At 71.3% G+C, this 24,574-nt stretch carries 25 protein-coding genes; 14 read left to right on the top strand and 11 right to left on the bottom strand.

The annotated features are described in order from the left end of the window. Positions 1-294: 294 nt before the first annotated feature. The 6 genes from ACFQ8C_RS13365 to ACFQ8C_RS13340 form a co-directional block, all read right to left on the bottom strand. The gene (locus ACFQ8C_RS13365; RefSeq protein WP_383455891.1) at positions 295-549 is read right to left on the bottom strand and encodes a hypothetical protein; all 255 of its coding nucleotides are present in this window, start codon (positions 547-549) and stop codon (positions 295-297) included. After that, positions 546-1,103, bottom strand: a complete 558-nt coding sequence (locus tag ACFQ8C_RS13360) for a hypothetical protein (protein WP_383455889.1) — start codon at positions 1,101-1,103, stop codon at positions 546-548. Before ACFQ8C_RS13360 ends, ACFQ8C_RS13365 begins: the two co-directional genes overlap by 4 nt. A gap of 322 nt (positions 1,104-1,425) precedes the next feature. Continuing rightward, complete coding sequence (gene xerC / locus ACFQ8C_RS13355; RefSeq protein WP_383455886.1) at positions 1,426-2,667, bottom strand: tyrosine recombinase XerC; 1,242 nt, start codon at positions 2,665-2,667, stop codon at positions 1,426-1,428. Then, a complete protein-coding gene (locus ACFQ8C_RS13350) occupies positions 2,655-2,861 on the bottom strand; it encodes an excisionase family DNA-binding protein (protein ID WP_383455883.1) in 207 nt (68 codons plus the stop codon). Before ACFQ8C_RS13350 ends, xerC begins: the two co-directional genes overlap by 13 nt. Then, positions 2,849-4,228, bottom strand: a complete 1,380-nt coding sequence (gene repSA / locus ACFQ8C_RS13345; RefSeq protein WP_383455880.1) for a replication initiator protein RepSA — start codon at positions 4,226-4,228, stop codon at positions 2,849-2,851. The genes ACFQ8C_RS13350 and repSA overlap by 13 nt, the downstream gene beginning before the upstream one ends. Before the next feature lie 265 nt (positions 4,229-4,493). Further along, a complete protein-coding gene (locus ACFQ8C_RS13340; RefSeq protein ID WP_383455878.1) occupies positions 4,494-4,904 on the bottom strand; it encodes a hypothetical protein in 411 nt (136 codons plus the stop codon). A 199-nt stretch (positions 4,905-5,103) separates the two neighbouring features. Here ACFQ8C_RS13340 and ACFQ8C_RS13335 point away from each other — a divergent pair, with 199 nt between their 5' ends. Both ACFQ8C_RS13335 and ACFQ8C_RS13330 read left to right on the top strand, forming a co-directional pair. Continuing rightward, the gene (locus ACFQ8C_RS13335; RefSeq protein WP_383455875.1) at positions 5,104-5,970 is read left to right on the top strand and encodes a GntR family transcriptional regulator; all 867 of its coding nucleotides are present in this window, start codon (positions 5,104-5,106) and stop codon (positions 5,968-5,970) included. Continuing rightward, entirely contained in the window at positions 5,957-6,649 is a 693-nt protein-coding gene (locus ACFQ8C_RS13330) for an HAD family hydrolase (protein WP_383455873.1), read from the top strand. Before ACFQ8C_RS13335 ends, ACFQ8C_RS13330 begins: the two co-directional genes overlap by 14 nt. A 1,262-nt stretch (positions 6,650-7,911) precedes the next feature. Here the strand turns inward: ACFQ8C_RS13330 and ACFQ8C_RS13325 are convergent. Further along, positions 7,912-8,262: a tyrosine-type recombinase/integrase gene (locus ACFQ8C_RS13325; RefSeq protein WP_383455944.1), complete on the bottom strand. Its 351-nt coding sequence runs from the start codon at positions 8,260-8,262 to the stop codon at positions 7,912-7,914. 142 nt (positions 8,263-8,404) lie between these two features. Beyond that, positions 8,405-8,617: a hypothetical protein gene (locus ACFQ8C_RS13320; RefSeq protein ID WP_383455871.1), complete on the bottom strand. Its 213-nt coding sequence runs from the start codon at positions 8,615-8,617 to the stop codon at positions 8,405-8,407. Between the two features lie 751 nt (positions 8,618-9,368). Here ACFQ8C_RS13320 and ACFQ8C_RS13315 point away from each other — a divergent pair. The 11 genes from ACFQ8C_RS13315 (at position 9,369) to ACFQ8C_RS13265 (ending at position 21,227) form a co-directional block, all read left to right on the top strand. After that, entirely contained in the window at positions 9,369-9,734 is a 366-nt protein-coding gene (locus tag ACFQ8C_RS13315) for a PH domain-containing protein (RefSeq protein WP_043224835.1), read from the top strand. 126 nt (positions 9,735-9,860) lie between these two features. Further along, on the top strand, positions 9,861-10,682 hold the full coding sequence (locus ACFQ8C_RS13310; RefSeq protein WP_383455867.1) for a Bro-N domain-containing protein: 822 nt from the start codon (positions 9,861-9,863) through the stop codon (positions 10,680-10,682). Positions 10,683-10,771: 89 nt separating this feature from the next. Continuing rightward, entirely contained in the window at positions 10,772-11,593 is an 822-nt protein-coding gene (locus tag ACFQ8C_RS13305; RefSeq protein ID WP_383455865.1) for a DUF2797 domain-containing protein, read from the top strand. Positions 11,594-11,663: 70 nt separating this feature from the next. Further along, the gene (locus ACFQ8C_RS13300; protein WP_383455862.1) at positions 11,664-11,999 is read left to right on the top strand and encodes an antibiotic biosynthesis monooxygenase family protein; all 336 of its coding nucleotides are present in this window, start codon (positions 11,664-11,666) and stop codon (positions 11,997-11,999) included. After that, a complete protein-coding gene (locus tag ACFQ8C_RS13295) occupies positions 11,986-12,915 on the top strand; it encodes an amidohydrolase family protein (RefSeq protein WP_383455859.1) in 930 nt (309 codons plus the stop codon). Before ACFQ8C_RS13300 ends, ACFQ8C_RS13295 begins: the two co-directional genes overlap by 14 nt. 73 nt (positions 12,916-12,988) lie before the next feature. After that, positions 12,989-13,744: a response regulator transcription factor gene (locus ACFQ8C_RS13290; protein WP_383455856.1), complete on the top strand. Its 756-nt coding sequence runs from the start codon at positions 12,989-12,991 to the stop codon at positions 13,742-13,744. A 6-nt stretch (positions 13,745-13,750) separates the two neighbouring features. Then, positions 13,751-15,292 carry a sensor histidine kinase gene (locus tag ACFQ8C_RS13285; RefSeq protein ID WP_383455853.1) on the top strand — a complete coding sequence of 514 codons (1,542 nt, stop codon included), beginning with the start codon at positions 13,751-13,753 and terminating at the stop codon, positions 15,290-15,292. A 26-nt stretch (positions 15,293-15,318) separates the two neighbouring features. Next, complete coding sequence (locus tag ACFQ8C_RS13280) at positions 15,319-16,602, top strand: glycosyltransferase (protein WP_383455850.1); 1,284 nt, start codon at positions 15,319-15,321, stop codon at positions 16,600-16,602. Beyond that, entirely contained in the window at positions 16,599-18,824 is a 2,226-nt protein-coding gene (locus tag ACFQ8C_RS13275) for an ArnT family glycosyltransferase (protein WP_383455849.1), read from the top strand. The genes ACFQ8C_RS13280 and ACFQ8C_RS13275 overlap by 4 nt, the downstream gene beginning before the upstream one ends. A 74-nt stretch (positions 18,825-18,898) precedes the next feature. Then, positions 18,899-20,419, top strand: coding sequence for an MFS transporter (locus ACFQ8C_RS13270; protein ID WP_383455846.1), 1,521 nt, complete (start codon positions 18,899-18,901; stop codon positions 20,417-20,419). Positions 20,420-20,453: 34 nt separating this feature from the next. Beyond that, positions 20,454-21,227, top strand: coding sequence for a TetR/AcrR family transcriptional regulator (locus tag ACFQ8C_RS13265; protein WP_383455843.1), 774 nt, complete (start codon positions 20,454-20,456; stop codon positions 21,225-21,227). Between the two features lie 79 nt (positions 21,228-21,306). Here ACFQ8C_RS13265 and ACFQ8C_RS13260 read toward each other — a convergent pair whose 3' ends face one another. Then, positions 21,307-22,899 (bottom strand): MDR family MFS transporter, encoded by a 1,593-nt coding sequence (locus tag ACFQ8C_RS13260; protein ID WP_383455841.1) that lies wholly within the window; start codon positions 22,897-22,899, stop codon positions 21,307-21,309. A gap of 59 nt (positions 22,900-22,958) precedes the next feature. Then, a complete protein-coding gene (locus tag ACFQ8C_RS13255) occupies positions 22,959-23,405 on the bottom strand; it encodes a MarR family winged helix-turn-helix transcriptional regulator (protein ID WP_383455839.1) in 447 nt (148 codons plus the stop codon). Positions 23,406-23,588: 183 nt separating this feature from the next. Between ACFQ8C_RS13255 and ACFQ8C_RS13250 the strand changes: the two genes are divergently transcribed. Continuing rightward, positions 23,589-23,822 carry a hypothetical protein gene (locus tag ACFQ8C_RS13250; RefSeq protein WP_383455836.1) on the top strand — a complete coding sequence of 78 codons (234 nt, stop codon included), beginning with the start codon at positions 23,589-23,591 and terminating at the stop codon, positions 23,820-23,822. A 61-nt stretch (positions 23,823-23,883) separates the two neighbouring features. Here the strand turns inward: ACFQ8C_RS13250 and ACFQ8C_RS13245 are convergent, their stop codons facing one another. Further along, complete coding sequence (locus tag ACFQ8C_RS13245; protein WP_383455833.1) at positions 23,884-24,522, bottom strand: TetR family transcriptional regulator; 639 nt, start codon at positions 24,520-24,522, stop codon at positions 23,884-23,886. Between the last annotated feature and the right edge of the window lie 52 nt (positions 24,523-24,574).

The following is a 24,574-nucleotide window of genomic DNA, read 5'->3' as shown; positions in this document are numbered from 1 at the left end:
GACCTGTCGAAGTTCGAGGCGCCGGAGAACCCCCCGGCGCCGGCCCCGGCCCGCGTACCTGAGCGGGCCGCCGAGGACCTGCTCGTCGACGTAGGCCGCGGCCGGGCGGTGCAGGTGTTCAAGGGGGACGTGATCCCCTCTCGGCTGGCGGGCCTTCCCCGCCGGCCGATGCACGCTTCCCCCGCGGCCAACCGGGGGAAGGCCAGGACCACAAGCCGTAGGGGTGCGGTGTAGGTCCCGGGCCGGTCGGTGGCCCCCGGGCGATCCTCACCGCCCGGGGGCCTTCCTGGCTCGTCAGCCGGTCACGTCGGACGCCGTCCGACGAGCGTCATGCGGGGGCGTGGTGAGCCGCATGCGGGCGGGGGCGACGCCGTCGGGGTAGACGCCGTGGGCCCACAGATCGCGGTAGCCGTGGGCGAGGAACCCGACCGCGAGCCGGACGGCGTCCGACGCCGTCATACCGGTCCGCATCAGGGCGGCCAGGTCGTCCGACAGGGCGTCGTCGACGCGGACGCTCATCCGCTTTCCGGCCTTCGGCGGGGTGCTCACTGGCCGGCCCCCTCGCCCTTGAGGTCGTCGAGGGTGCGGTACGCGGGCGGGTGCTGCTCGGCCTTGCGGCGCAAGTAGGCGGTCTCCCAGTCGAGGCCGAGGTCGGCCTCGCCCGCGAGGATGGCGCGGATGGCCAGCTGGATGTAGCCGACGCGGTCGGCGACGACCCTGCGGTGCTTGACCTCGTCGATCAAGTCCGGCGCGGGCGCGGGCACGTCGAGGAGGTCGGCGATCGTGGCGAGCAGCCCGAGGACGGGCTCGGACACACCGAGCGAGGCGGCGGGCGCGGGCACCGTGGCAGCGCCGAGGCGGCGCAGCTCGGACGCGTAGGCGCCCCGGGTCTGCCCCGGCTCGACGGCCGGAAGGACGCCGAGGACTACCGTCTCGACGGCGTCGAGGTCGTCGTCGGAGGCGGCCAGCCGGTCCGCGATCACGAGGGCCTGCGCGCGGCGCAGCGCCTCGGTCATGGCCGCGCGGGGGCGCCGGGCGTCGAGCCGGTCGGCGAGGTCCTGCAACGGCGCGGACAGGCTGGCGGGCGGTACAGTCGTGCTCATGACGAGGGGACTCCTTGACCTGAAGGGGTTCGGATCAAGGCCCCGGGCGGTATCCGGACCGCCGAATCGGGGCCGCCTCTGTCTCACAGGCGTCTAACGGACGCTGTGTGACGAGGTGGAGCCGGGGGTTCTGAACACGTCCGCAGGCGCCTACCTACGGACTGTGTGGACACACTGGACGCCCTTCAAATCACTACGGATCAGAAGGTTGCAGGTTCGAATCCTGCCGAGTGCACACAGGTGAGAGGCCCGGACGAGAGTCCGGGCCTCTTGCGTTATCGGGCTGTACAGCAGCGAAGTACAGCAACCGCGCCGATCGCGATCAACCGATGGCGGTCCCGCCCATCACGTCGGACAGCTTGCCGATCGCGGTACGCACCTCTTCCTCGCTCGCCTCGGCGTAGACCTCCATCGTCATGGCGATCTGCGAGTGGCGAAGGATCCTCTGCGCCACCTTGGGGTGGACCTTGAGGGCGACCAGGAGCGAGCTGCACGTGTGCCGGGTGTTCCGGAGCGGGATCACCCGGAGGCCGGCGCGACGGGCCCGCAGGGCGAACATCCGGGTCAGGTTCCCCGGCTCGATCGGGGTGCCGTACTTCGTCGTGAAGACGAGCCCGCGGCTGTCCTGCCACAGGTCGCCGGCCGCCTTCCGGTCCCCGAGCTGCTGAGCGCGCCGCATCCGAAGCGCCTTGAGGCAGACGGCGGGCAGCGGCAGGAAGTCGTCCGACTCCTCGGTCTTGGTCTCCCGGTGGAGCAGTTGGCGTCCGGCCCGCTGGATCTGGTGGTCCACGTAGATCTCTCCGGTCTCGAAGTCGACCGACTCCCACGTCAGCCCCAGAACCTCACCACGGCGGAGCCCGAGGCACAGCACGAGCATCCAGGCCGCGAAGAGGTGATCGTCCCGGTCGGCCGCGTCCGCGAGGAACTGACCCGCCTCGGCGACGGACCACGGCTTGATCCGGCGGCGGCGAGGCTTGGGCACCTTCACGAGCGAGGCGACGTTCTTCCCGATCTCCTCCTCGGTGACGGCGTGCGTGAGCGCTGCCCGGAGAGCGTCACGGGCGCCCTGGACGACCCGACGGGAGGGGTACGACTCACAGCACTCCCCGACGGCGCAGCACTTCCGACGGCCCTGCTCCCGCTTGGCGTCCTTCCCCTGCGCGCAGCACTGGCAGATGCCCGCGAGCTTGGTCAGCCACTCCCGCACGTCCCGCACGGTCAGCTTGTCGAGCCGCTTCACACCGAGGTGCGGAGCGATGTACAGCCGGACGTACCCCTCGTACGAGACGTACGAGAGCGGAGCCAGGTTGGGCTTCACGATCGAGTCGAGCCAGTAGGCGAGGAACACGGCGAGGGTGCGGTGCCGGGTGGCCACGGGCCCCTTCTTCGCCTCGGCGTGGAGGGCGAGCCACTTCTCGTGGACCTCCTCCCTTGTCTTGCCGTACGCGTACTTCCTGGCCCGCTTCCCGTCCGGCTTGGTCACCCAGACGTAGGCCGCGTACCCGTTCTTGTACGGGTAGATGGACCCCTCGCCGTTCCCGCGCTTCCCGCTCATGCGGCCCACCCTTCGGCGCCGGCGGCGACGCGCTCGACGTACTCGTCCACCCACGAAGGGAGGATGCGACGGTTGCGGCCGACCTTCACGGAGCGGATCTCCCCGGTGAGGACGAGCATTTTCGTCTTGGACAGGCCGAAGCCGAGCATCTCGGCGACCTCGGCGGTCGTGTGCCACTTCCGCTCGATGACTACGGCAGCCATGCGTGTTCCCTTTCCAGATCGGTCAGTTCGGTGCGGATCTCGCGATTGAGTTCGCGGTTGTGCTGGATGTCGCGGGCGATGTTGGCGGCGAGCCAGGATTCGCCGGGGGTGTGGCCGTGTCCGGCGTAGGTCCAGTGGGCGATCACGAGGGTGGAGCCCTCCGGGTCGTCGTCCGGGTCGGGCAGGCCGCGTTCGCGTCGTTCCTGGGCGGCGCGGTAGTCGGCGCGGGTCTGCCGGAGGGCGCCGAGGGTGGTGGAGTAGGCCCGGGACTTGGTGGAGAAGTGGCCTCGGAAGCCGAGCATGTGGGACCAGCGGGCCAGCATCCGGTCGGGATAGTCCGCATCGAGGGCCCAGCAGGCTTCGATCAGGCGCCGGGTGTGGTCGGGCAGGTCGAGCTTGGCCAGCTCCGCCGGTTCGCCGATGCGCCGGTCGGCCGTGCCGGTGGTCTCAGCGGCTTTGGTGGCGTACTTGGCGACGCAGGAGGCGACGGCCTGTTCGGTCAGCTCCTCCTGGCCGAGGGCGCCGATCGGCTGGACGTCCACCTGTGTTCCCCACGTCAGCGTCCGCTCGGGCTGGGTGCCGGCGGCCGGGACGGTGACGGCGACCCGGGCGGCAGCCGCGCGGATCGCGTCGTCCAGGAGGTCGACCGAGGCCCAGCCCGGCGGGGCGGTGCCGGGCCCGTCGGGGCCGTCGAGGCGGACGACGGTGTGGAAGTGGATCGCGCCGCGTTTTTGGAACTCGGCGACCTTCCCGAAGGAGACCCGGCACGAGTCCTTCAACGCGGCCTGGGTGATGCCGGCGCGGGCGGCGATCTCGCGGCGGAGGTAGATGGTGAAGCGCTGCCAGAGGTGACCGGCGTGGTTGTTCCACAGCACCGCGCCCGCGTAGTCGTACCGGGCCGGATCCAGCGCGGTACCCAGGACGGGGGCGTTCTCCGGATGCGGGACACCGCAGCGGCAGCGACCGGAGGCGGGACGATTGTGGACCGGGCCGAAGGAAGGAGCGGTCAGGGTGGCGAAGACCCGGGGGTGATCCCGGACCGTTGTGGGGACGTTCTTGCGCTCATCGCCCGTGATCCCGGCCCGGATCAGGTGATAGGTGTCCCCCGCGTACATCCAGGCGCACGAAGGACAGCGCGAGGCCCGGCGGTTGCCGCAGGCGACCCGTAACCGGCCACCCGGCTCCTCGGCCGTCGAGTACGAGTACAGGACATCCCCGGTGCGCCGGTCGCGGGTGACCGTGGTGCCCGACAGGTGGATCGGATCCGAGCAGCCGCCCGTACGCCGCACCTGCTCGCGCCACCGCTCGAACCCCGGGGCGTTCGCCACCCGCAACAGGTCCGCCAGGGCAAGGGGGTCGGCACCCACGGCCGCCGCCACATCAGCGACAGCGGCCGGGGGGACGGGGAAGACCGTCACCAGCGCCACCCCTTCTTCGGGGTGCTGGCCGACGTCGAGGAGGGGCCGGACGTGTTGTCCGACGGACGTCCTGGCGAACCCTTCTTCCCCATCCGGGGCAAGTTCTGCCCCTTGCCCGCGCAGTAGCGGTCATGGCTACTGGCGACCTTCCGTGCCTCGTCGGCGTCCGAGTCGAGCGGGTCACGGGACTGGCCGAAGCCTCGCACCCACCCCATCACGCAGCCGCCTTCGCGGCGAGGGGACGCAGCGCAGTGGCCGACTGCTTGTGACGCCGCAACGCCTCGTCACTGACGCGGACATCGGACGTGACGAGTGCGGCAAGGTACTCCGCGCGCTCGGTGCGGGCCTCGTCCGAGAACCCCTCAACGCTCCTGACCACGAGCGTGACACCGCGCAGCCATTCGAGGCGGCACTCCTGGTGCAGGGCCGCGATGTAGGCGAGTTCTTCCAGCCCCAGGCGAGCGGCGCCCTGGAGGATCCAGTCGCACGCCTTCGGCATGTCGCCCCTGCGGAACCGGTACGAGGTCGGCATGTCCGAGACGTACAGGGCCACGGCACGCTCCCCGTTCGTTAAGTCGGAGACGGAGATCCCGGCGGACTGCGCGAGCTTGAGCAAGGCAGGCATGATGGAACTTCCCTTCATGGGAGCGAAGGAGGACGGCGGTCTGCTTGGCGGTAGTGCGCCGTCCTCCGGAGTCTCATCACGTGACCAACATGGCTAGCCCGGTTGGTCACATGGATAAAGTAGGAGACATGGCTAGCCATGTCAACGGCCTGGCTGACATGGCTGTCCAGACTGAGGGAATGTCCCCTACCATCGACCCATGACCTTTGTCCCCGAGCCCCTCGACCCCGACGACGACCGAGCCCCGTACGAGCAGGTCGCGAGCAGCCTGAGCGCAGCGATTCGTACGCGGAGGCTTGGGCCGGGCGAGAAGCTGCCGTCGCACAAGGAGTTGACGGAGCACTACGGCTTCGCGCGCGCGACGATCCAGCGCGCGCTACGGGACCTTGAGGACGAAGGACTCGTGGTCTCGCGCAAGGGCAGCGGTGTCTACGTCCGCAACCGCACGGAACGGCCGGCAGGGCTTCGGCCTTACGTCGAGCAGGCTTTCGCGAAGGATCACGTGACCATCGACTTCGCGGGGTTCTCCAGCGAGACGCTGCACGGCGCTCTTCAAGAGCCACTCGACAAGATCCGCGTCGGCAGACTCACGCCGTCGAGCATCACCATGCGGATACTCGTCCCCGACATGGCAGTGCCTCAGGCGGCGCCGGTCCGGATGTCTGACGGCGCGGACGACAAGAGGCTCCGCGACCGCATGCACGACATCATGGTCGGCTACACCCGAAGCATCCGGGACGCGATTACCGAGCTGGAGCACCTGGGTCTGGTCTCCGAGACGCGCATCGACGTCCGCGTCCACAGCGGCACCCAGTTCTTCAAGCTGTACGTCATCAACAACGAGGACGCGTTCTTCGGGTACTACCCGATCCGTCCGAACAAGGTCGTGGCCCAGGGCGAGGCGATCGAGATCTATGACCTTGTCGGGAAGGACACGATCCTGTTCCACCACTCGGTCAACGAGGGCGAGTCATCCGGCGGAGCGCAGCAGGTCCAGCAAGCCCGGATGTGGTTCGACAGTGTCTGGGAGACCATCGGAAGGAACTTCGACCTTGACGCACGATGACCGACTCTCCGAGGTCCTGGGCAACGCCCGGGTGGTCTTCTTCGACTTCGACGGCCCCGTGTGCGATGTGTTCGCCAGGCTCCCTGCCTCCCAAGTCGCGGAACAGCTCACGGCGATCCTCAAGACGAAGGACGCAGCCGCGGGCGCGAAGGCAGCCGAGACCGATGACCCCATCGAGGTTCTGCGCATCGCGCATGAGGCGGACGCCGAGCTGGGTGGGGAGATCGAGCAGCGGCTGACGGAGGCGGAGGTCGAAGCCGTCGCGGTAGCGGGCTCGCCGACGCCGGGGGCAGTGGAAGCCCTCCAGGCCGTGAACGCCTCGGGGAGGGCGGTCGCGGTGGTGAGTAACAACTCGGCCGAGTGCGTTGAGAGCTTCCTCAAGGCGCACGGGCTGGAGGGATACGTCGCGAAGGTGGTCGGCCGGCCGACGGGACAGCCCCACCTGATGAAGCCGAACCCGTTCCCGCTCATCACAGCGGCCGAGCGGATGCACATCGACGTCACGAACTGCGCCCTGATCGGTGACTCGCTCACGGACATCCATGCGGCTCACGCAGCCGGGGCCACGGTGATCGCCTACGCCAACAAGCCCCACAAGGCCGACCTCTTCGCCGAGGCTCAGGCCGACACCATCACCGACGACATGCACGCCATCGCCGACGCACTCACCACGGCATAGCCGAGGAGCAGCGGAGGACCTGTTACAGGTTTCTCTACCTCATCAAGCACCCGGCTGCGCTCCGCTCCGCCGGGCGGGCTTCCCGGCTCCGCTCGGGGCGCCGCTCCTGCCTTCGGCCCGCTCCGCCCCCGCTGCGCCGACGCCCGCCCCTGCAAGACGGGATAGGCCCAAGAGCATGAGTCCGAGCCCCAACGGCCGCCGGGGTTCCTCAGGTCACCGACATGCCTCCGGCGGGGGCGCTCAGGCTCCGGGATGGGAGGGGCCCGCGGGCGGGTGCCGGCCGGTGGGGTGTAGCGGTGGGGAACTCCCATCCCGCCTGCCGTCGACCCAGGCAGAGCCGAGCAGACACGGCACCGGGCGTCCAGGTCGTTCGTACAGTGGCGCGCTCCACCTGGACGCCCGGCACCGCGCCTGCTCCACGGTGTGTGGGTCGACGGCAGACGGGATGGGAGTTGAGGTGAGTAGTGGCCGAGGGTGCAGCAGCACAGCTTGCGCAGAACCACCTAAACGGGATGTATCTCGATAATCGCCCGCGCCTAGGTAAATAAATAGCAAAGGCAGAAAGTCCGCTTCGTTGCGGTATTAGCTATTTATGGGCTTGACCGCGTTATTTATTGTGCTCGGATAGATCGCCGGATTCACGGATCGAAGACCGGGTTGCGGCTGGCCCTCGGACTGCCGTGTCCGGATTTCCGGATGTGACTGGTCTAGCGAGTGGTAGATGAAGGCGCCGGAAGGGTGCTCTGGCCTTCGTTGCGGAGGACTGACCTACTGGCTCAGCATGGAGACCGCCATCGAGCAACCCCACCCCGCCGCGCAGGCTTCCCGGCGAGAGCGGTCAGGGTGGGGCCGTGAACCCACGGAGGGTCAGTATGAGTTTCATCCCTGCACCACAGCTCGTGTCAATCCCGCGATGGAAGAGCTGGGTTATCACTGTCGTCGTCGCGGTGATCCTCGTATCCGCCGGCGCTGGTCAAACGGCCACCATGTATCTGGACGCGTTGGCCATCGCGGGCCTACTTGCGGAAGCACTGGTACAGCAGTGCCGTACAGCAACCTCGGCGACTGCCCCAAGCCACTAGCGTCTCTCTGGCGCCCTGTAGCGGCCGGTATGGCTGCCACTGGCCGATCTGGCTAGAGCTACGGATCAGAAGGTTGCAGGTTCGAATCCTGCCGAGTGCACACAGGTCAAAGGCCCCCCGGACATCGTCCAGGGGGCCTTTGACATCAGTGGATGACATCAACGTCCACGGCCGAACCGATCAGGCGGCGGGATTCTCCTCGGGCTCCTGTTCCTCGTCCGGGGCGATGTCGTCCGGGCCCAGGGCGTCGTCCATCCGGTCCGCGGCCGCCCGCAGCGTCGTCTGCATGACGTGCGCATAGGTGTCGAGGGTCATCGTGATGGTGCCGTGCCCGAGCGTCTCCATGATGACCCGGGCGTCCACCCCCTGCGCGAGCAGCAGCGAAGCGCAGGTGTGCCGGAGGTCGTGGACGCGGACGCGCCGAACCTTGGCTTTCCCGCAGAGGATCGTGAGCATGCGGTTCAGGCTGCGAGGGTCGGTCGCCCGCCCCGTGGACGTCGTGAAGACGAGCCCGCTGGGCTGGTGGTCCAGCGGCTTCCACTTCGCGCCGGCTGTCGACCGGAAGTCGGGGAGCGCTCAGCGGCCTACCCAGGTTTGTGAGGGATGGGCGGCTGGCTGTGCGGCTCGCATATGGCTCGCACAGCCGACCGACTCGGCCCGTTCGCGGGTGCTGTCAGACGAGCCCAACCGCGGAGAACGCCGACAGAAAGAGCGTCATGCTTACGGCGAAGGCGCCGCCACCGTAGAGGAAGGCTTCGGCCAACGAGGTACCCGTCGTGCTTACGAGGATTCCTGCCACCAGGGCGACCACGAGGCCGAGCGACGCCGCAAGCAGGACGGCAAGGATCCTCGTCGTACGGACGGGCTGTACGGGCTGTGCAACCAAGAACTCATTCCCTCCAAACGGAGGGTGGTTGGGCAAAAAAAGACAGACCTCAGCCCAACCACCCAGATGGGTGTTTGACCTGAGATCTGCGGACGCTCAGTCTCGAAACTTGATCGTTCAGCCGGAGTGGTGCTGGTCGTAGGCCCGTCAACTACACGGACGCCCTGCTGACTACACGGCACCGCGTCCCGTTTGCGTCGTGGGACAACTGGCACTCTGATGATAGCAGCGGCATCAACTGCCCTGCGGTGTAAGAGGGAAGAGCGGCAGGATGCCTGTCAAGCGGCTAGCCGACCGCTGACATCAGCCGCTGACATCAACGCCCACACACAACGGCAGACTTCCATGGACAGGCAGTCGCGGGAGCGCCCGGCGAGCCGCGTGGATTGGCGGGTGCGATCCGAGGCCACGAATGACGGCACGCGCCTACGGATCAGAAGGTTGCAGGTTCGAATCCTGCCGAGTGCACAGCTGAGAGGCCCGGACGAAAGTCCGGGCCTCTTGCGTTGTCCGGGGGTGTTCCGTCGAAGGCGGGCGGGGCGGCCTGGTGCGGGCGAGGCGGGTGGAGCGGGCCGGCGGAGTGGGGCCGGCGGGGCGGGCGCTGCCGGGGGCCAAGGGGTGGAGCGGGGCTCCCGGGCGGGGCCGTGTGCGGGCCGACGGCGGCCGTGGCGCGGGGCGTTGCCAGGAGTGGGGTGGGTGGGGTTAGGTTCGGGTGATCATATTTCTTTGTCTGAAAAGTGGGGGATAGAGCATGGCGCTCTTCGGGAACGCACACGCGATCGATCCGGCGCAGGCGCAGCAGGACTACGCGCGGCTGCTCGGGCAGGGGGAGCAGGTGCACGCCGCGTACCTGCTGATCCGTGACGTCATCTTCTTCACGGACCGACGGCTCGTGCTCGTCGACAAGCAGGGCATCACCGGCAAGAAGGTCGAGTACCACTCGATCCCGTACCGGAGCATCACGCACTTCGCCGTCGAGACGGCCGGCACCTTCGACCTCGACGCCGAGCTGAAGATCTGGATCTCGGGTCAGCAGCTGCCCGTCACCAAGACGTTCACCAAGGGCGTGGACATCTACGAGGTGCAGGCGATCCTCACGCAGTTCGTCGCCCGCTAGCGGACGCGGAGACTCGTACGAAGGCCCTGGGTTTGCCCGGGGCCTTCCCCTTTTGGGTGAACCCATCTGATTTGCATGTCAGTTGAATATGCCTTCGGCCTAGCGTGCGGGTGGAGGTGATGATCGTTGGACGCGATCGACATCGATGACTTCGTACGGGCCGCCGCGGGGGGCCGGCTGAGGCGGCTGACGGCGGTCGACGGGGCGCACTGGTTCCCCGTCGTGGACGTGGCCCGGCAGCTCGGGTACGCCGGGGCGCGCGAGGTGCTGCGGAGCGTGGTCCTGCCCGTCTGGTGCCTGGCGCCGGCCCGTGAACTGGCTCCGGACCCCGACGCACTCGCGCGCAGCGGCATCCGGGGCACCGCGCGCATGGTGAGCCTCCCCGGGCTCGTGCAGCTCGTCACCGCCTGCCGCTCGCCCGAGGCCGGGCCCTTCCGGGCCTGGGTCGGCGAGCTGGTGGCCGAGGTGCAGCGGCACGGCGGTTACGGTCTCGAACCGGCGCCCGCGCACGACGGGTTCGTGCTGCCGCCCGAGCTCGTCGACGTCCTCGTCCGGCTGGAGGGACGGTTCGACGAGGGCGCGGCGGACCTCGCCGAGTACGCGGAGCTGCTGCGGGAGACGCGGCGCAACCTCTCAAGGGTCGCCGACTCCCTTGAGCGGTCCTTCGCCGTCCCCCACCAGCGGGGAGCCGAGGAGCCGCCCCGGCTCAGCGCGCAGGAGCTGGTCGAGTCCTGGGAGATCAGCGGCGACATGCGGGCCGTCGCCAGCTACCTCGCCCCCGCCCTCGTCCGCGGCGGTGTCCGCTGCCGTCCGCAGGACGTCACCCGGCGCACCGGCCTGTCCGGCGAGCGCGTCCGCGACTGCGTCCGGCTGCTCATCGAGCGGGGCTGCATGCGCGAGGTCGGCGATCCCTGCCCGGACGGGACCCGGATCTACGTCCTGCCCTGAGGGGGAGGATGGGAGCGGCGGGACGAGGACGTGGGAGGTGGCCAGCCGTGTGGCGGAGTGGCGGCGTCGGGTGGCGCGAGGGATCGGCCGTGCTGCGGTGGTGGGGCGGGCGGGTGAGCCCGGTCGCCGTCGGGCAGCCGCTCGTCTTCCGGGCCGTGGGCGGTCGGGCCTGCGCGGGGGTGCGGGGCAACGCCTGCCCCGTCGCGGCCGAGGTGCCCGGGCGGTCCACCGGCGGTCTCTGCCCCGAGTGCGCGCGGCTCGACCGGGCCCACTCCGTCGCCGCCGACACCTTCGCCGACGACCCCCGGCCCTACCGCGTCTACCTCGCCTGGTTCGGTCCCGGCACCGTCAAGGTCGGGATCACCGGGGAGCACCGGGGGCCGGCGCGCCTCCTCGAACAGGGTGCCGTCGCCTTCTGCTGGCTCGGGCGCGGGCCGCTGATGGCGGCCCGGCGGACCGAGGAGGTGCTGCGACAGGCGCTCGGCGTGCCCGACCGGGTGTCGTACGAGCGGAAGCGGGGGCTGCGGGTCGGGCTGCCGGACGCGGGCGCACGGCGGGGCGAGATCGAGGAGCTGTACGGGCGGGCCCTGGGCGTCGGGGGGTGGGGCGAGACGCTGGAGGCCCTGCCGTTCGCCGCGCACGACCACGGGGACGTCTTCGGCCTCGGGGAGCTGCCCGCGCTCGACGGGACGGTCTCCGAGCTCGTCGACGGCGGGACCGTCACCGGGCGGGTGCTCGCCGCCGCCGGGCCCGATCTGCACCTGCGTGATCCCGGCGGCCGCCACCTCGTCCTCGACGGGCGGCTGCTCGGTGGGTGGGGGCTGGAGCGGGGCGGGGAGGACGATGCCTGGAGCGTGCCGGTGGGCGGCGCACCGCCGCGGAACGAGGCCGGTCAGGACGGTCTGTTCTGAACGTAAAGTCTTGGATCCCTTTGGCCGCCGCCCGTGGACATCGTCCTGCCCGCCCGGCGAGGGTGATCACATGACGCAGAAGCTGGTTTCCGGTCTCGAACCGCCTTATTACACCGCCGTGTTCACCTCCGTCCGGCCCGACGCCCCCGAGGGGTACGCCGACACCGCCGCCGAGCTGCGCGAGCGGGTCGCCGACGTCCCCGGCTTCCTCGGGTACGAGGCGGCCCGCACGCCCGGGGGCATCGGCATCACCGTGGCCTACTTCCGCGACCTGGAGGCGCTCGACGCCTGGCGCCTCGACACCGCGCACGCGGCGGCGAAGAAGTACGGGCGGGACCACTGGTACGAGGCGTACAGCGTGCACATCGGGAAGGTCGAGCGGAGTTACGGCTTTGAGCGGGAGTGAGGTCGCCGGCGCCCGGGAGGAGACGCTCGTCCGGGAGGCTGCGCTCCTCCGGGAGCTGACCACGCGGCTCGGGCTGCCCGGTCTCGTCGACGTGCACACCCACTTCATGCCGAAGAACGTGCTCGACAAGGTCTGGGCGTACTTCGACGCCGTCGGGCCGATGACCGGGCAGCCCTGGCCCATCACCTACCGCGAGGAGGAGGACCGGCGGGTCGAGCTGCTGCGCGGCTTCGGCGTGCTGGCCTTCACCTCGATGCTCTACCCGCACAAGCCGGGGATGGGCGCCTGGCTCAACTCCTGGGCCGCCGACTTCGCCGGTCGGACCCCCGACTGTCTGCACACCGCGACCTTCTTCCCCGAGCCGGGGGCCGCCGACTACGTCCGGCAGGCCCTCGACGGCGGGGCCCGGGTCTTCAAGGTGCACGTCCAGGTCGGCGGCTTCGACCCCAACGACCCCCTGCTCGACGAGGTGTGGGGGCTGCTGGCCGAGAGCGGGACGCCGGCCGTCGTCCACTGCGGCTCCGGGCCCACGCCCGGAGCCTTCACCGGGCCGGGACCGGCGGGCGAGCTCCTCGCCCGGCACCCCCGGCTGCGGATGATCGTCGCGCACATGGGCATGCCGGAGTACGAGGAATTCCTCGGGCTCGCGGAGCGGTACGAGGGCGTGCACCTGGACACCACCATGGCGTTCACGGACTTCAGCGAGCGGCTCGCGCCCTTTCCGCGCGACGCGCTCAAGCGGCTCGTCGACCTCCAGGACCGGGTCCTGCTCGGCTCGGACTTCCCGAACATCCCGTACCCGTACGTCCACCAGCTCCAGGCCCTGGAGCGGCTCGGGCTCGGCGACGACTGGCTCCGGGCCGTCCTCCACGACAACGGCGCCGCCATGTTTCACGTGAAACCTCCGGCCGCCTGAGGCCCGCGGCTTTCTCAGGGAATTCACAGGAAAGCGAAAGAGGGATCTCAGCGGCGGCGGCCAGCGTGGTGCCATGACCGTCACCACTCGCAGCACTTCAGCCCGCCGCGGCACCCGCGCCGATCTGCTCCGTGCCGACGGCACCGCCGTCCGCGTCCTCGTCGTCGACGACGAGGCCTCCCTCTCCGAACTGCTCTCGATGGCCCTGCGCTACGAGGGCTGGCAGGTCCGCAGCGCCGGTGACGGAGCCGGTGCCCTGCGGGCCGTCCGCGAGTTCCGTCCCGACGTCGTCATCCTGGACATCATGCTCCCGGACGTCGACGGGCTCAGCCTGCTCGGCTCGATCCGGCGCGAGCTGCCCGAGGTGCCGGTCCTCTTCCTGACGGCGAAGGACGCCGTGGAGGACCGGATCGCGGGGCTCACGGCCGGCGGCGACGACTACGTCACCAAGCCGTTCAGTCTGGAGGAGGTCGTCGCCCGGCTGCGCGGCCTGATCCGGCGTTCGGGCGCGGCGCAGGCCCGCAGCGAGTCGATGCTCGTGGTCGGCGACCTCACCCTCGACGAGGACAGCCACGAGGTCACCCGGGGCGGCGAGTCGATCCACCTCACGGCGACCGAGTTCGAGCTGCTGCGCTACCTCATGCGCAATCCGCGCCGGGTGCTCAGCAAGGCGCAGATCCTGGACCGCGTGTGGTCGTACGACTTCGGCGGCCAGGCCAACGTCGTCGAGCTCTACATCTCCTACCTGCGGCGGAAGATCGACGCCGGACGCTCGCCGATGATCCACACCCGGCGGGGGGCCGGTTACCTCATCAAGCCGGGGGAGTAGGCCTTCATGCGCCTCCGTCTCCGGAGCCGCCCACGGCGGCCGTGGTCGCTGCGGACGCGGCTCGTGGTCTCGGCCGTCGGGCTGATCGCGGTCGTCGCGGCCGTCATCGGCACGGTCACCACCATCGCGTACCGCTCCTACCTCTACGACCGGGCCGACGAGCAGCTCACCGGGCTCGCCCAGCGGGCCGCCGGGCCGCCGGTCGTGCCGTTCGGGCCCGACCCGGTCCGGGACCGCGAACCGCTCGCCTTCCTCGGCACGCCGGGCTCCCCGATCGGGACGCTCGGCGCCGTCGTCGACGGCACCGAGGTCACCGAGGCGGGGTACTCGACGGAGGTGGCCGGCAGCGGCACGGGCGACGGGCCCCGCTTCCCGGTCAGGGAGCTGGACGAGGCGCAGGAGACCGCCCTCGCCACCGTGCCCCGCGACGGCCGGGCGCACACCGTCGAACTTCCCGGCGGGCTCGGCTCGTACCGGGTCGTCTACACCGAGGGCGCCCACGGCGCCTTCCTCACCGGCATCCCGCTCACCGAGGTCGAGAACGCCCTCTCCACCCTCGTCCTCGTCGAACTCAGCCTCACCGGCGCCTCCCTCGCCGCCGCCTCCCTCGCCGGGACGGTGCTCGTCCGCATCGCGCTGCGGCCGCTGCGCCGGGTCGCCGCCACCGCCGCCCAGGTCGCCCGGCTGCCGCTGCACAGCGGCGAGGTCGCGCTCCACCAGCGGGTCCCGGAGGCCGAGGCCGATCCACGGACCGAGGTCGGACAGGTCGGCGCCGCCCTCAACCGGATGCTCGACCACGTCCACGCGGCCCTCGACGCCCGCCAGCAGAGCGAGACCCGGGTCCGGCAGTTCGTCGCCGACGCCAGCCACGAGCTGCGCACCCCGCTCGCCTCCATCCGCGGCTACGCCGAACTCACCCGGCGCGGACGGGAGGAGTGCGGGCCCGATACCCGGCACGCGCTCGGCCGGATCGAGTCCGAGGCCATCCGGATGACCGGCCTGGTCGAGGACCTGCTGCTGCTCGCCCGGCTCGACGCCGGACGCCCCCTCTCGTACGAGACCACCGATCTGGTCCCGCTGGTCGTGGACGCCGTCGGGGACGCCCGGGCCGCCGGGCCCGGCCACCGGTGGCGCCTCGAACTGCCCGGGGAGACCACGCCCCCCGCCGTCCGCGGCGACGGCGCCCGGCTCCAGCAGGTGCTGCTCAACCTGCTCGCCAACGCCCGCACCCACACCCCGCCCGGCACCACCGTCACCGCCCGCGTCAGGACCGAGGGCGGGTCCGTCGTCGTCGAGGTCCAGGACGACGGGCCCGGCATCCCGCCCGAGCTGCTGCCGGCCGTCTTCGAGCGCTTCGCCCGGGGCGACGCCTCCCGTTCCCGCCAGGCCGGCTCCACCGGGCTCGGCCTCGCCATCGTGCGGGCCGTCGTCGCCGCCCACGGCGGGGCGGTGACCGTCGACAGCGTTCCCGGACGGACCGTCTTCTCGGTGATCCTCCCGGCGGACACGTACTCACAGACGGACCACAGGCTGATCACACAGCCGTGACAGCGGGCCCGGCGAGGGTCGTGGACATGCGAACCCACACCCTCGCGGGGCCCGCGACGCAGGCCCCCGGCACCCTCCCCGCCCGGGAGCACCTGCCGGTGAGCGAAGCGGGCCGGCCCGTTCTGGACGTGGTGATCCCCGTCTACAACGAGGAGAAGGACCTGGAGCCGTGCGTCCGCCGCCTCCACGCGCACCTCCAGCGCACCTTCCCGTACGGCTTCCGCGTCACCGTCGCCGACAACGCCTCCACCGACGCCACGCCCGACATCGCCGCCGCCCTCGCCGCCGAGATGCCCGGGGTGCGGTCCGTACGGCTCGAACAGAAGGGCCGCGGCCGGGCGCTGCGGACCGTGTGGTCGGCCTCCGACGCCCCCGTCCTCGCCTACATGGACGTGGACCTGTCCACCGACCTGAACGCGCTTCTCCCGCTGGTCGCGCCGCTGATCTCCGGCCACTCCGACCTGGCCATCGGCTCCCGGCTCGCCCGCTCCTCGCGGGTGGTGCGCGGGCCCAAGCGGGAGTTCGTCTCCCGCGCCTACAACCTGATCCTGCGCGGCTCGCTCGCCGCCCGCTTCTCCGACGCCCAGTGCGGCTTCAAGGCGATCCGGCGCGATGTCGCCGAGCGGCTGCTGCCGATGGTCGAGGACACCGGCTGGTTCTTCGACACCGAGATGCTCGTCCTCGCCGAGCGGGCGGGCCTGCGGATCCACGAGGTGCCGGTCGACTGGGTCGACGACCCCGACTCGACCGTGCACATCGTGCGGACCGCCACCGACGACCTGAAGGGCGTCTGGCGGGTCGGACGGGCGCTCGCGACCGGCTCGCTGCCGCTGGACCGGCTCGCCCGGCCCTTCGGCGACGACCCGCGCGACCGCGACCTCTCCGGCGTCCCCGGCGGACTCGCCCGCCAGCTCGTCGGGTTCTGCGTGGTCGGCGTGCTCTCCACGCTCTTCTACCTCGCGCTCTACTCCCTCTTCCGGGGCGGCGCCGGCGCCCAGATCGCCAACGCCGCCGCCCTCCTGGTCTCCGCCGTCGCCAACACGGCCGCCAACCGCCGGCTCACCTTCGGCGTCCGAGGCCGCGACCGGGCCGTCCGCCACCAGGCACAGGGGCTCGTCGTCTTCGCCATCGGCCTCGCCCTGACCAGCGGCTCCCTCGCCGCGCTCGGCGCGGCCACCGGCGACCCGGCGCACTCCACCGAACTCGCCGTGCTCGTCGTCGCCAACCTCGCCGCGACCGTGCTGCGCTTCCTGCTCTTCCGGCTCTGGGTCTTCCCGGACCGCCGACACCCCACGGGGGACCCCCGATGACCGCTCTGACACCGCCCGCGACACCGGTCGCGCACGCCGGCCCCCGGGCGCCCGGCCGGCTCGCCCGGCTCTGGCGCGGCCGCCCCGACGACGCCCCCTGGGTGCGCCCCGCCTTCCTCGGCCTGCTCGCCGTCACCACCGCGCTCTACCTCTGGAACCTGAGCGCCTCCGGCTACGCCAACTCCTTCTACTCGGCGGCCGTCCAGGCCGGAGGCGAGAGCTGGAAGGCCTTCTTCTTCGGCTCCCTCGACGCGGCCAACGCCATCACCGTCGACAAGCCGCCGGCCGCCCTCTGGCCGATGGCGCTCTCCGTCCGCCTCTTCGGCCTGGGCTCCTGGCAGATCCTACTGCCCGAGGTGCTGATGGGCGTGGGCACGGTCGCCGTGCTGTACGCGGCCGTCCGCCGCCGCTTCGGCGCGGGCGCCGGCCTGATCGCGGGCGCGGTGCTCGCGCTCACCCCGGTCGCCGCGCTGATGTTCCGCTTCAACAACCCGGACGCGCTGCTCGCGCTCCTGATGACCGTGGCCGTGTACGCGGTGCTGCGGGCCCTGGAGCGGGCCGAGGGGGCCACGAAGTGGCTGGTCGCGGCGGGGGTCGCCTTCGGCTTCGCGTTCCTGACGAAGACCCTCCAGGCCTTCCTGATCCTGCCGCCGCTCGCGCTCGTGTACGCGGTGTGCGCCCCGGCCCGTCCGCTGCGGCGGTTCGGCCAGCTGGGCCTCGCCGGGCTGGCGCTGGTCGTCTCCGGCGGCTGGTGGGTGGCGCTCGTCGAGCTCTGGCCGGCGGCCTCGCGCCCGTACGTCGGCGGCTCGCAGAACAACAGCTTCCTGGAGCTGACCTTCGGCTACAACGGCCTCGGCCGGATCAACGGCAACGAGGTCGGCAGCGTCGGTGGCGGCGGCGGACGCGGCGGCGGGCAGGGCGGCGGCTGGGGCGAGACCGGGCTGCTGCGCATGTTCAACGACTCCATCGGCGGCCAGATCTCCTGGCTGCTCCCGGCCGCGCTGCTCCTGCTCCTCGCCGGACTCGTCGTCACCTGGCGGGCGCCGCGCACGGACACGGCCCGGGCCGCGTTCCTGGTGTGGGGCGGATCTCTGCTGATGACGCTGGGCGTCTTCAGCTTCATGGCCGGCATCTTCCACGAGTACTACACGGTGGCCCTGGCCCCGTACCTCGCCGCCCTGATCGGCATGGGCGCCGCGGTGCTGTGGGAGGAGCGGACGAGGATCCTCGCCTCCGCGGGCCTCGCGGCGGCGGTCGGCGTGACGGCCTGGTGGGGCTGGACCCTGCTCGGCCGTACGCCGGACTACCTGCCGTGGCTGCGCTGGACCGTGCTCGGTACGGGCGCGGTGGCCGCGGTCGGCCTGCTCGCCGCGGGCCGGGTCGACCGGCGGCTGGGACTCGCCGCGGCGGGCCTCGGCCTGGCGGCGGGACTCGCGGGCCCGTTCGCGTACACCCTGGAGACGCTCTCCACCGGGCACCAGGGCTCCATCGTCACGGCGGGCCCGTCGGGCGCCGGCTTCGGCGGCCGCGGACCGGGGGGAGGCGGGGGCTTCCCCGGCGGCGGCCAGCGCACGGACGGCGCCGGGCAGCGTCCGGACGGCGGGACCGGCGGCAATCAGGGCGGTGGCATGCAGCCCCCCAACGGCATGCAGCCCCCGAACGGCTTCCCGAACGGCTTCCCGGGCGGCGGCCAGGCCCAGGGCGGCCAGGTCCCCAACGGCCAGGCCCAGGGCGGCCAGGCTCCGAACGGCCAGGCTCCGAACGGCCAGGCGCAGGGGGGCGGTCAGACGCAGCTCCCGGCCGGCCAGATGCCCGGCTTCGGTGAACGCGGCGGCATGGGCGGCGGCATGGGCGGACTCCTCAACGGCGCCAGCGTCGGGGCGGAGGCCAAGGCGAAGCTGCTCCAGGACGCCGACGCGTACACCTGGGCCGCCGCGGCCATCGGCGCCCAGAACGCGGCCAGCTACCAGCTCGCCACCGAGAAGCCGGTCATGGCGATCGGCGGCTTCAACGGCAGCGACCCGTCCCCGACCCTCGCCCAGTTCAAGCAGTACGTCGCCGAAGGCCGGATCCACTACTTCATCGGCGGAGGCGGCGGAGGCGGCGGCATGGGCGGCCCCGGTGGCGGCGGCAGCTCCGACATCAGCACCTGGGTCCAGGAGAACTTCACCGCCACCACCGTCGGCAGCGCCACCTTCTACGACCTGACCGCCCCGAAGTAAAAGCCCTATACAGCGTACGAGACCTCCTATACGGTGTACGAGCCCAGAGCCTCGTACACCGTAAAGGAGTTTCCATGACGGCCACGCCCACGGCGACAGGCGGCCATCCCCAGCGCTGGCTGATCCTCGGCGTCATCTGCCTCGCCCAGCTCACCGTGCTGCTCGACAACACCGTCCTCAGCGTCGCCATCCCCTCGCTGACCACGGAGCTGCACGCCTCCACCAGCGACATCCAGTGGATGATCAACGCCTACTCGCTCGTCCAGTCCGGCCTGCTCCTGACCGCCGGCAACGCCGCCGACCGCTACGGCCGCAAGAAGCTGCTCGCCGTCGGCCTCGCGCTCTTCGGCCTCGGCTCGCTCGCCGCCGGACTCGCCGACTCCACCGCGCAGCTGATCGCCGCCCGCGCGGGCATGGGCGTCGGCGGAGCGCTCCTGATGACCACCACCCTCGCCGTCGTCATGCAGATCTTCGACGACTCCGAGCGCGTGAAGGCCATCGCCCTCTGGGCCACCGTCGGCTCGCTCGGCTTCGCCGCGGGGCCCCTCATCGGCGGCGTCATCATCGAGCACTTCTGGTGGGGGATGATCTTCCTCGTCAACATCCCGGTGGCGGTCGTCGGCCTGGTCGCCGTCCTCAAGCTCGTCCCCGAGTCGAAGAACCCCCAGGGCGACCGCCCCGACCTGCTCGGCGCGCTGCTCTCCACCATCGGCATGACCGCCGCCGTGTACGCGATCATCACCGGCCCCGAGCACGGCTGGACCTCCACCGAGGTGCTGGTCCCGGCCGCGATCGGCGTCGCGGTGCTCGCCGCCTTCGCGCTGTGGGAGCTGCGGACCCCGTACCCCATGCTCGACATGCACTTCTTCCGCAACCAGAAGTTCGTGGGCGCGGTCGCCGGCGCCATCCTGGTGATGTTCGGGATGGGCGGCTCGATGTTCCTGCTCACCCAGCACCTCCAGTTCGTGCTCGGGTACGCGCCGCTGGAGGCCGGCCTGCGGATGGCGCCGCTCGCGCTGACCGTGGTCGTCCTCAACCTCAGCGGCATCGGCCCGCGGATCGTGATGAAGCTCGGCACCCCGCTCACCGTCACGGTCGGCATGACGCTGGTCGCGGCCGGTCTCGCGTCGATCGCCCTGATCGGCGGCGGCACGGACGGCACCTACTGGGGCATGCTGCTCGGCCTGGTCCTCATGGGCATCGGCCTCGCGGTCTCCAACCCGGCCATGGCCAACGCGATCATGAGCGCGATCCCGCCGGAGAAGGCCGGTGTGGGCGCGGGCGTCAACGGCACCCTCGCCGAGTTCGGCAACGGCCTCGGCGTCGCCGTCCTCGGCGCCGTCCTCAACGCCCGCTTCGCCGCCCTCGTCACTGTCACCGCCACCTCGCTCCCCGCGGCCCTCGCCGCGGCCGGCGACGAGGTCGAGCGGGCGCGGATCTCCGACGCCTTCGCCTCCGGGCTCCAGACCAGCCAGCTGGTCGGCGCGGTCGCCGTCCTCGTCGGCGGTCTGCTCGCCGCCTTCCTGCTCCGGCGGGCGGAGCGGACGGAGCGGGCGGAGCAGTCCGTGGCACCCGAGACCGTCACCGCTGCCTAGCATGGTCACGAGCGCCGACGGACGGAGGAACCGCATGGTCAAGGCCGCGGACCGGGAGAAGAACCCGGCGGGCTCCAGTGTCTGGCTGGAGCGACGGGCCGCCCGCACGGGCGGCGGCCCGGCCGGGCTCGACCGGGACAGGATCGTGGCCGCCTCGGTCCGGATGCTCGACCAGGACGGGCTCGCCAAGCTGTCGATGCGCCGGCTGGCCGCCGAGCTCGGCGTGACCGCGATGTCCCTGTACTGGTACGTGGACACCAAGGACGACATCATCGAGTACGCGATCGACACCGTGTACGGGGAGGTCGACCTGGACGCGGTCGCCGCCGGGGCCGACTGGCGGGAGCGCCTCCGGACGCTCGCCCTGCACTACCGCCGCATGCTGGTGCGCCACCCGTGGATGTCGCCGTGCGCGGGCCAGTACCTGAACATCGGGCCGAACGCGATCGCCGTCGGCGCGAGGATCCAGCAGGCGATCCGCGACACCGGGCTGCCGGTCGGCCGGCAGCCGAGCGCGATGTCGGCGGTCTTCCAGTTCGTGTACGGCTACGGGACGATCGAGTCGCAGTTCGGGCGGCGGGCCGTCGAGGCCGGGATGGACGCGGACGACTTCTACGGCGAGTCGGTCAAGGCGTTCAGGGAGGACCCCGCCTTCATGGAGGCGCTGGAGCCTATGGCGGACCTCCTCGACGAGCGGGCCACGCACGGCTCCGTCACGGACATCTGGGACCGGGACTTCGCCTTCGCCCTGGACCTCCTGGTCGCCGGCATCGAGGCGATGGTGGCCCGGGAGGCCCCGGAGGCATGACGGAGCGGCGGGCCGTCCCCTGCCCGCCGCTCCGTTCCGACCCGGTCGCGCCTCCGCTCGAAGCGCGGCCGGGAGTCTTCTAGGCGTCCTCCGCCGTGACGGTGTTGCTCTTCAGCGCGACCTCCTTGATGAAGAGCGTCACCAGGAAGGCGAGCAGCGCGAAGGGCGCCGCGTAGAGGAAGACGTCGCCGACGCCGTGTCCGTACGCGCTCTCGAAGACGGTGCGGATCGGGCCGGGGAGCTTGTCCATGTCGGGGATGCCGCCGCCGGTGCCGCCCTGGCCCATCGCCGCCGCGGCCTTCGGGCCGAGCTCCGCCATGCCCTCCTTGACGTAGTCGGTGACCCGGTGGGCCATGACCGCGCCGAGCGCCGAGACGCCGATCGCGCCGCCGAGGGAGCGGAAGAAGGTGACGACGGAGGAGGCGGAGCCGAGGTCGGCGGGGGCGACCTGGTTCTGCGTGCAGAGCACCAGGTTCTGCATCATCATGCCGATGCCCAGGCCGAGCACCGCCATGAAGAGCGCGATGTGCCAGTACGGGGTGTCGTACCGCAGGGTGCCGAGGAGGCCCAGGCCCGCGGTGGCGAGCGCGCCGCCGCTGATCAGCCAGGCCTTCCAGCGGCCGGTCTTGGTGATGATCAGGCCGGAGGCCGTCGAGGAGACGAAGAGGCCGGCGATCATCGGGATGGTGAGGACGCCGGACATGGTCGGCGACTCGTTGCGGGCCAGCTGGAAGTACTGGCTGAAGAAGACGGTGCCGGCGAACATCGCGACGCCGACGAAGAGCGAGGCGAGCGAGGCGAGCGTGATGGTCCGGTTGCGGAAGAGCCGCAGCGGGATGATCGGCTCGGAGGCGCGGGACTCGACGAACACGAAGACCGCGCCGAGCAGGACCGATCCGCCGACCATGGCGGCGGTCTGCCAGGACATCCAGTCGTACTTGTCGCCGGCGAAGGTGACCCAGACGAGGAGCAGGGAGACGGCGGCGCTGATGAAGAAGGCGCCGGCCCAGTCGACCTTGACCTCGCGCTTCACGACGGGGAGCTTGAGGGTCTTCTGGAGGACGACCAGCGCGATGATCGCGAACGGCACGCCGACGTAGAAGCACCAGCGCCAGCCGAGCCACTCGGTGTCGGTGATGACGCCGCCGAGCAGCGGGCCGCCGACGGTGGCGACGGCGAAGACCGCGCCGAGGTAGCCGCTGTAGCGGCCGCGCTCACGGGGGGCGATCATCGCGGCGAGGATGATCTGGGAGAGGGCGGTGAGACCGCCGACGCCGACGCCCTGGACCACGCGGCAGGCGATGAGCATGCCGGTGGACTGGGAGAGACCCGCGACGATCGAGCCCGCGACGTAGATCGTCAGGGCTATCTGGATGAGCAGCTTCTTGGAGAAGAGGTCGGCCAGCTTGCCCCAGAGCGGGGTGGTGGCGGTCATCGAGAGCAGGGTCGCGGTGACGACCCAGGTGTAGGCGGACTGGCCGCCCTCCAGGTCGGTGATGATCTGCGGGAGGGCGTTGGAGACGATCGTCGAGGACAGGATGGCGACGAACATGCCGAGCAGCAGCCCGGAGAGCGCCTCCATGATCTGACGGTGCGTCATCGGAGTGGCGGAGTCTCCGGTTTCGGCGGCCGGGGCGCCCCGCACACCGGTCTCGGGTGTGGTCGTAGCCATGAAGTGGGATTCCTCTGGTTTCAAGCGTGGTCGGGCGGGCTCACGCGCGGTCGGCGTGGTCAGGCGTGGATGGCCCGGCAGTCCCCGAAGGAGTCGCGGAGTCGGGCGAGCAGGGTGGTGAGCAGTGCGACGTCGTCGTCGGACCACTCCGCGAGGTAGCGGGTGAAGGCTTCGGTCACCCGGCGGTCGAGCTCGGTGAGCATGGCGAAGCCCTCGGGGCTCAGCCGCAGGATGCGGGAGCGGCCGTCGTCGGGGTCGGGCAGTCGTTCGACCCAGCCGCGCGAGACGGTGTGCGCGACGTGGCGGCTGCATACGGACATGTCCACGGCCATCAGTTCGGCCAGCCGGCTCGTCCGCATGTCCCCGTGGTGCTTGAGCATGGCGAGGACGGCGGCGGCGCCGCCCTGGCAGTCGCCGGGCAGGACGCGGGCGACGCCGCGCTTCACGGCCCCGATCGCGCTGATGGCGCGGGCGAGGTCCTCGTAGCGGCTGCTGCTCGGCTCCACGGAGTCCGGACCCCTTCCAACTTGTTGCTTAGGGCAACCATAGAGATGGATGGTTGCTCCAGGCAAACTAAATCGGTCAAACGGCGCTAAAGAATCGGCAAAGGGGAGGCGTGGAGGGGGTGTGGGGGAGGCGGAGTGCCAGGGCTTGGGCCCCTCGCCCCGATTTCGCTAGGGTCCTGGCCCATGGCACACAACCCGCAAGCACCGTACGGCCAGGGCGCCCAGGGCCCCGAGGGCTACGACCCCGCCGGCAGCACCCAGATGTTCCGCGCCTTCGTCGACGAGGGCACCCCGCAGAACCAGCACCAGCCGCAGCAGGCCACGGCCGCGACGGGCGGCCCGCGCGTCGGCGTGATCGCCGGTGTGATCGCGGCGATCGTGGTCGTCGCGGGCGTCGTCTGGCTCGCCGCCTTCTGACTCCTCCCGTTCGCGACCCCACCCGGAGGGGCCCGATCCGCACGGATCGGGCCCCTCCGCGTCACCCGGCGGCGTCCAGGGCCGGGGCCAGCAGCTCGAAGGCCTGCTCGATCAGGGCGCGCGGGTCGGCGGCCCGGGCGTCCTCGCTCCAGCGGCGCAGCACCGTGTCGAAGGCGCTGAGCGCCATGCCGGCCGCGAGCGCCGGATGGAGCGACTCCGCCGGGTCGAGCCCGAGCCGGACGGCGAGCTCCCCGGCCAGCTCCTCGCGCCACCCGGCCTCGTGCTCCAGGAAGCGGGCGAGCAGCGCGGGCGTCCGCAGGATCAGCCGGACCACGGGCAGGGTGCGCTCGGCGTGGTCCCCGCAGGCGGCGAGCGGCACGGAGACGGCGTGCAGCAGCGCGGCCGAGGTCCGCTCGCCGGCCGGCCGGGCCGCGAGCTCCGCCCGCATCTCGGCGCCCATCCCGGCCAGGAACTGGACGACGACGTCCTCCTTGGACGCGAAGTACCGGAAGAACGTCCGCTTGGAGACCCCGACGGCCGTCGCGACCTCGTCCACGGTGACGGCCTCGAACCCCTTGTGCGCGAAGAGCTGGAGCGCGGTCTCGGTCAGCTCGGTGGCGACGAGCTGCCTCTTGCGCTGGGCGAGGGTGGAGGCGGGGGGCGCGGGCGCCGGGGTGCGGGGGCCGGGTGGGGTGCTCACGCGTCGATGGTAACGCGGTGTCGCCGAAGGCAGTCAACGACGTGGTTGACAC

The organism is Streptomyces sp. NPDC056503 (genome assembly GCF_042794995.1).
GTDB lineage: Bacteria > Actinomycetota > Actinomycetes > Streptomycetales > Streptomycetaceae > Streptomyces.
The sequence above is the reverse complement of the archived record's forward strand: the minus strand, read 5'-3'. Positions and strand labels throughout refer to the sequence as shown.

Excerpts from the sequence above, each read along its gene's own strand:
- ACFQ8C_RS13275 (WP_383455849.1), top strand. The coding sequence starts at position 16,599 with ATGACCGCTCTGACACCGCCCGCGACACCGGTCGCGCACGCCGGCCCC.
- ACFQ8C_RS13280 (WP_383455850.1), top strand. The coding sequence starts at position 15,319 with ATGCGAACCCACACCCTCGCGGGGCCCGCGACGCAGGCCCCCGGCACC.
- ACFQ8C_RS13285 (WP_383455853.1), top strand. The coding sequence starts at position 13,751 with ATGCGCCTCCGTCTCCGGAGCCGCCCACGGCGGCCGTGGTCGCTGCGG.
- ACFQ8C_RS13300 (WP_383455862.1), top strand. The coding sequence starts at position 11,664 with ATGACGCAGAAGCTGGTTTCCGGTCTCGAACCGCCTTATTACACCGCC.
- ACFQ8C_RS13340 (WP_383455878.1), bottom strand. The coding sequence starts at position 4,904 with ATGCCTGCCTTGCTCAAGCTCGCGCAGTCCGCCGGGATCTCCGTCTCC.
- ACFQ8C_RS13270 (WP_383455846.1), top strand. The coding sequence starts at position 18,899 with ATGACGGCCACGCCCACGGCGACAGGCGGCCATCCCCAGCGCTGGCTG.
- ACFQ8C_RS13315 (WP_043224835.1), top strand. The coding sequence starts at position 9,369 with ATGGCGCTCTTCGGGAACGCACACGCGATCGATCCGGCGCAGGCGCAG.
- ACFQ8C_RS13260 (WP_383455841.1), bottom strand. The coding sequence starts at position 22,899 with ATGGCTACGACCACACCCGAGACCGGTGTGCGGGGCGCCCCGGCCGCC.
- ACFQ8C_RS13360 (WP_383455889.1), bottom strand. The coding sequence starts at position 1,103 with ATGAGCACGACTGTACCGCCCGCCAGCCTGTCCGCGCCGTTGCAGGAC.
- ACFQ8C_RS13265 (WP_383455843.1), top strand. The coding sequence starts at position 20,454 with ATGGTCAAGGCCGCGGACCGGGAGAAGAACCCGGCGGGCTCCAGTGTC.
- ACFQ8C_RS13250 (WP_383455836.1), top strand. The coding sequence starts at position 23,589 with ATGGCACACAACCCGCAAGCACCGTACGGCCAGGGCGCCCAGGGCCCC.
- ACFQ8C_RS13290 (WP_383455856.1), top strand. The coding sequence starts at position 12,989 with ATGACCGTCACCACTCGCAGCACTTCAGCCCGCCGCGGCACCCGCGCC.
- ACFQ8C_RS13335 (WP_383455875.1), top strand. The coding sequence starts at position 5,104 with ATGACCTTTGTCCCCGAGCCCCTCGACCCCGACGACGACCGAGCCCCG.
- ACFQ8C_RS13350 (WP_383455883.1), bottom strand. The coding sequence starts at position 2,861 with ATGGCTGCCGTAGTCATCGAGCGGAAGTGGCACACGACCGCCGAGGTC.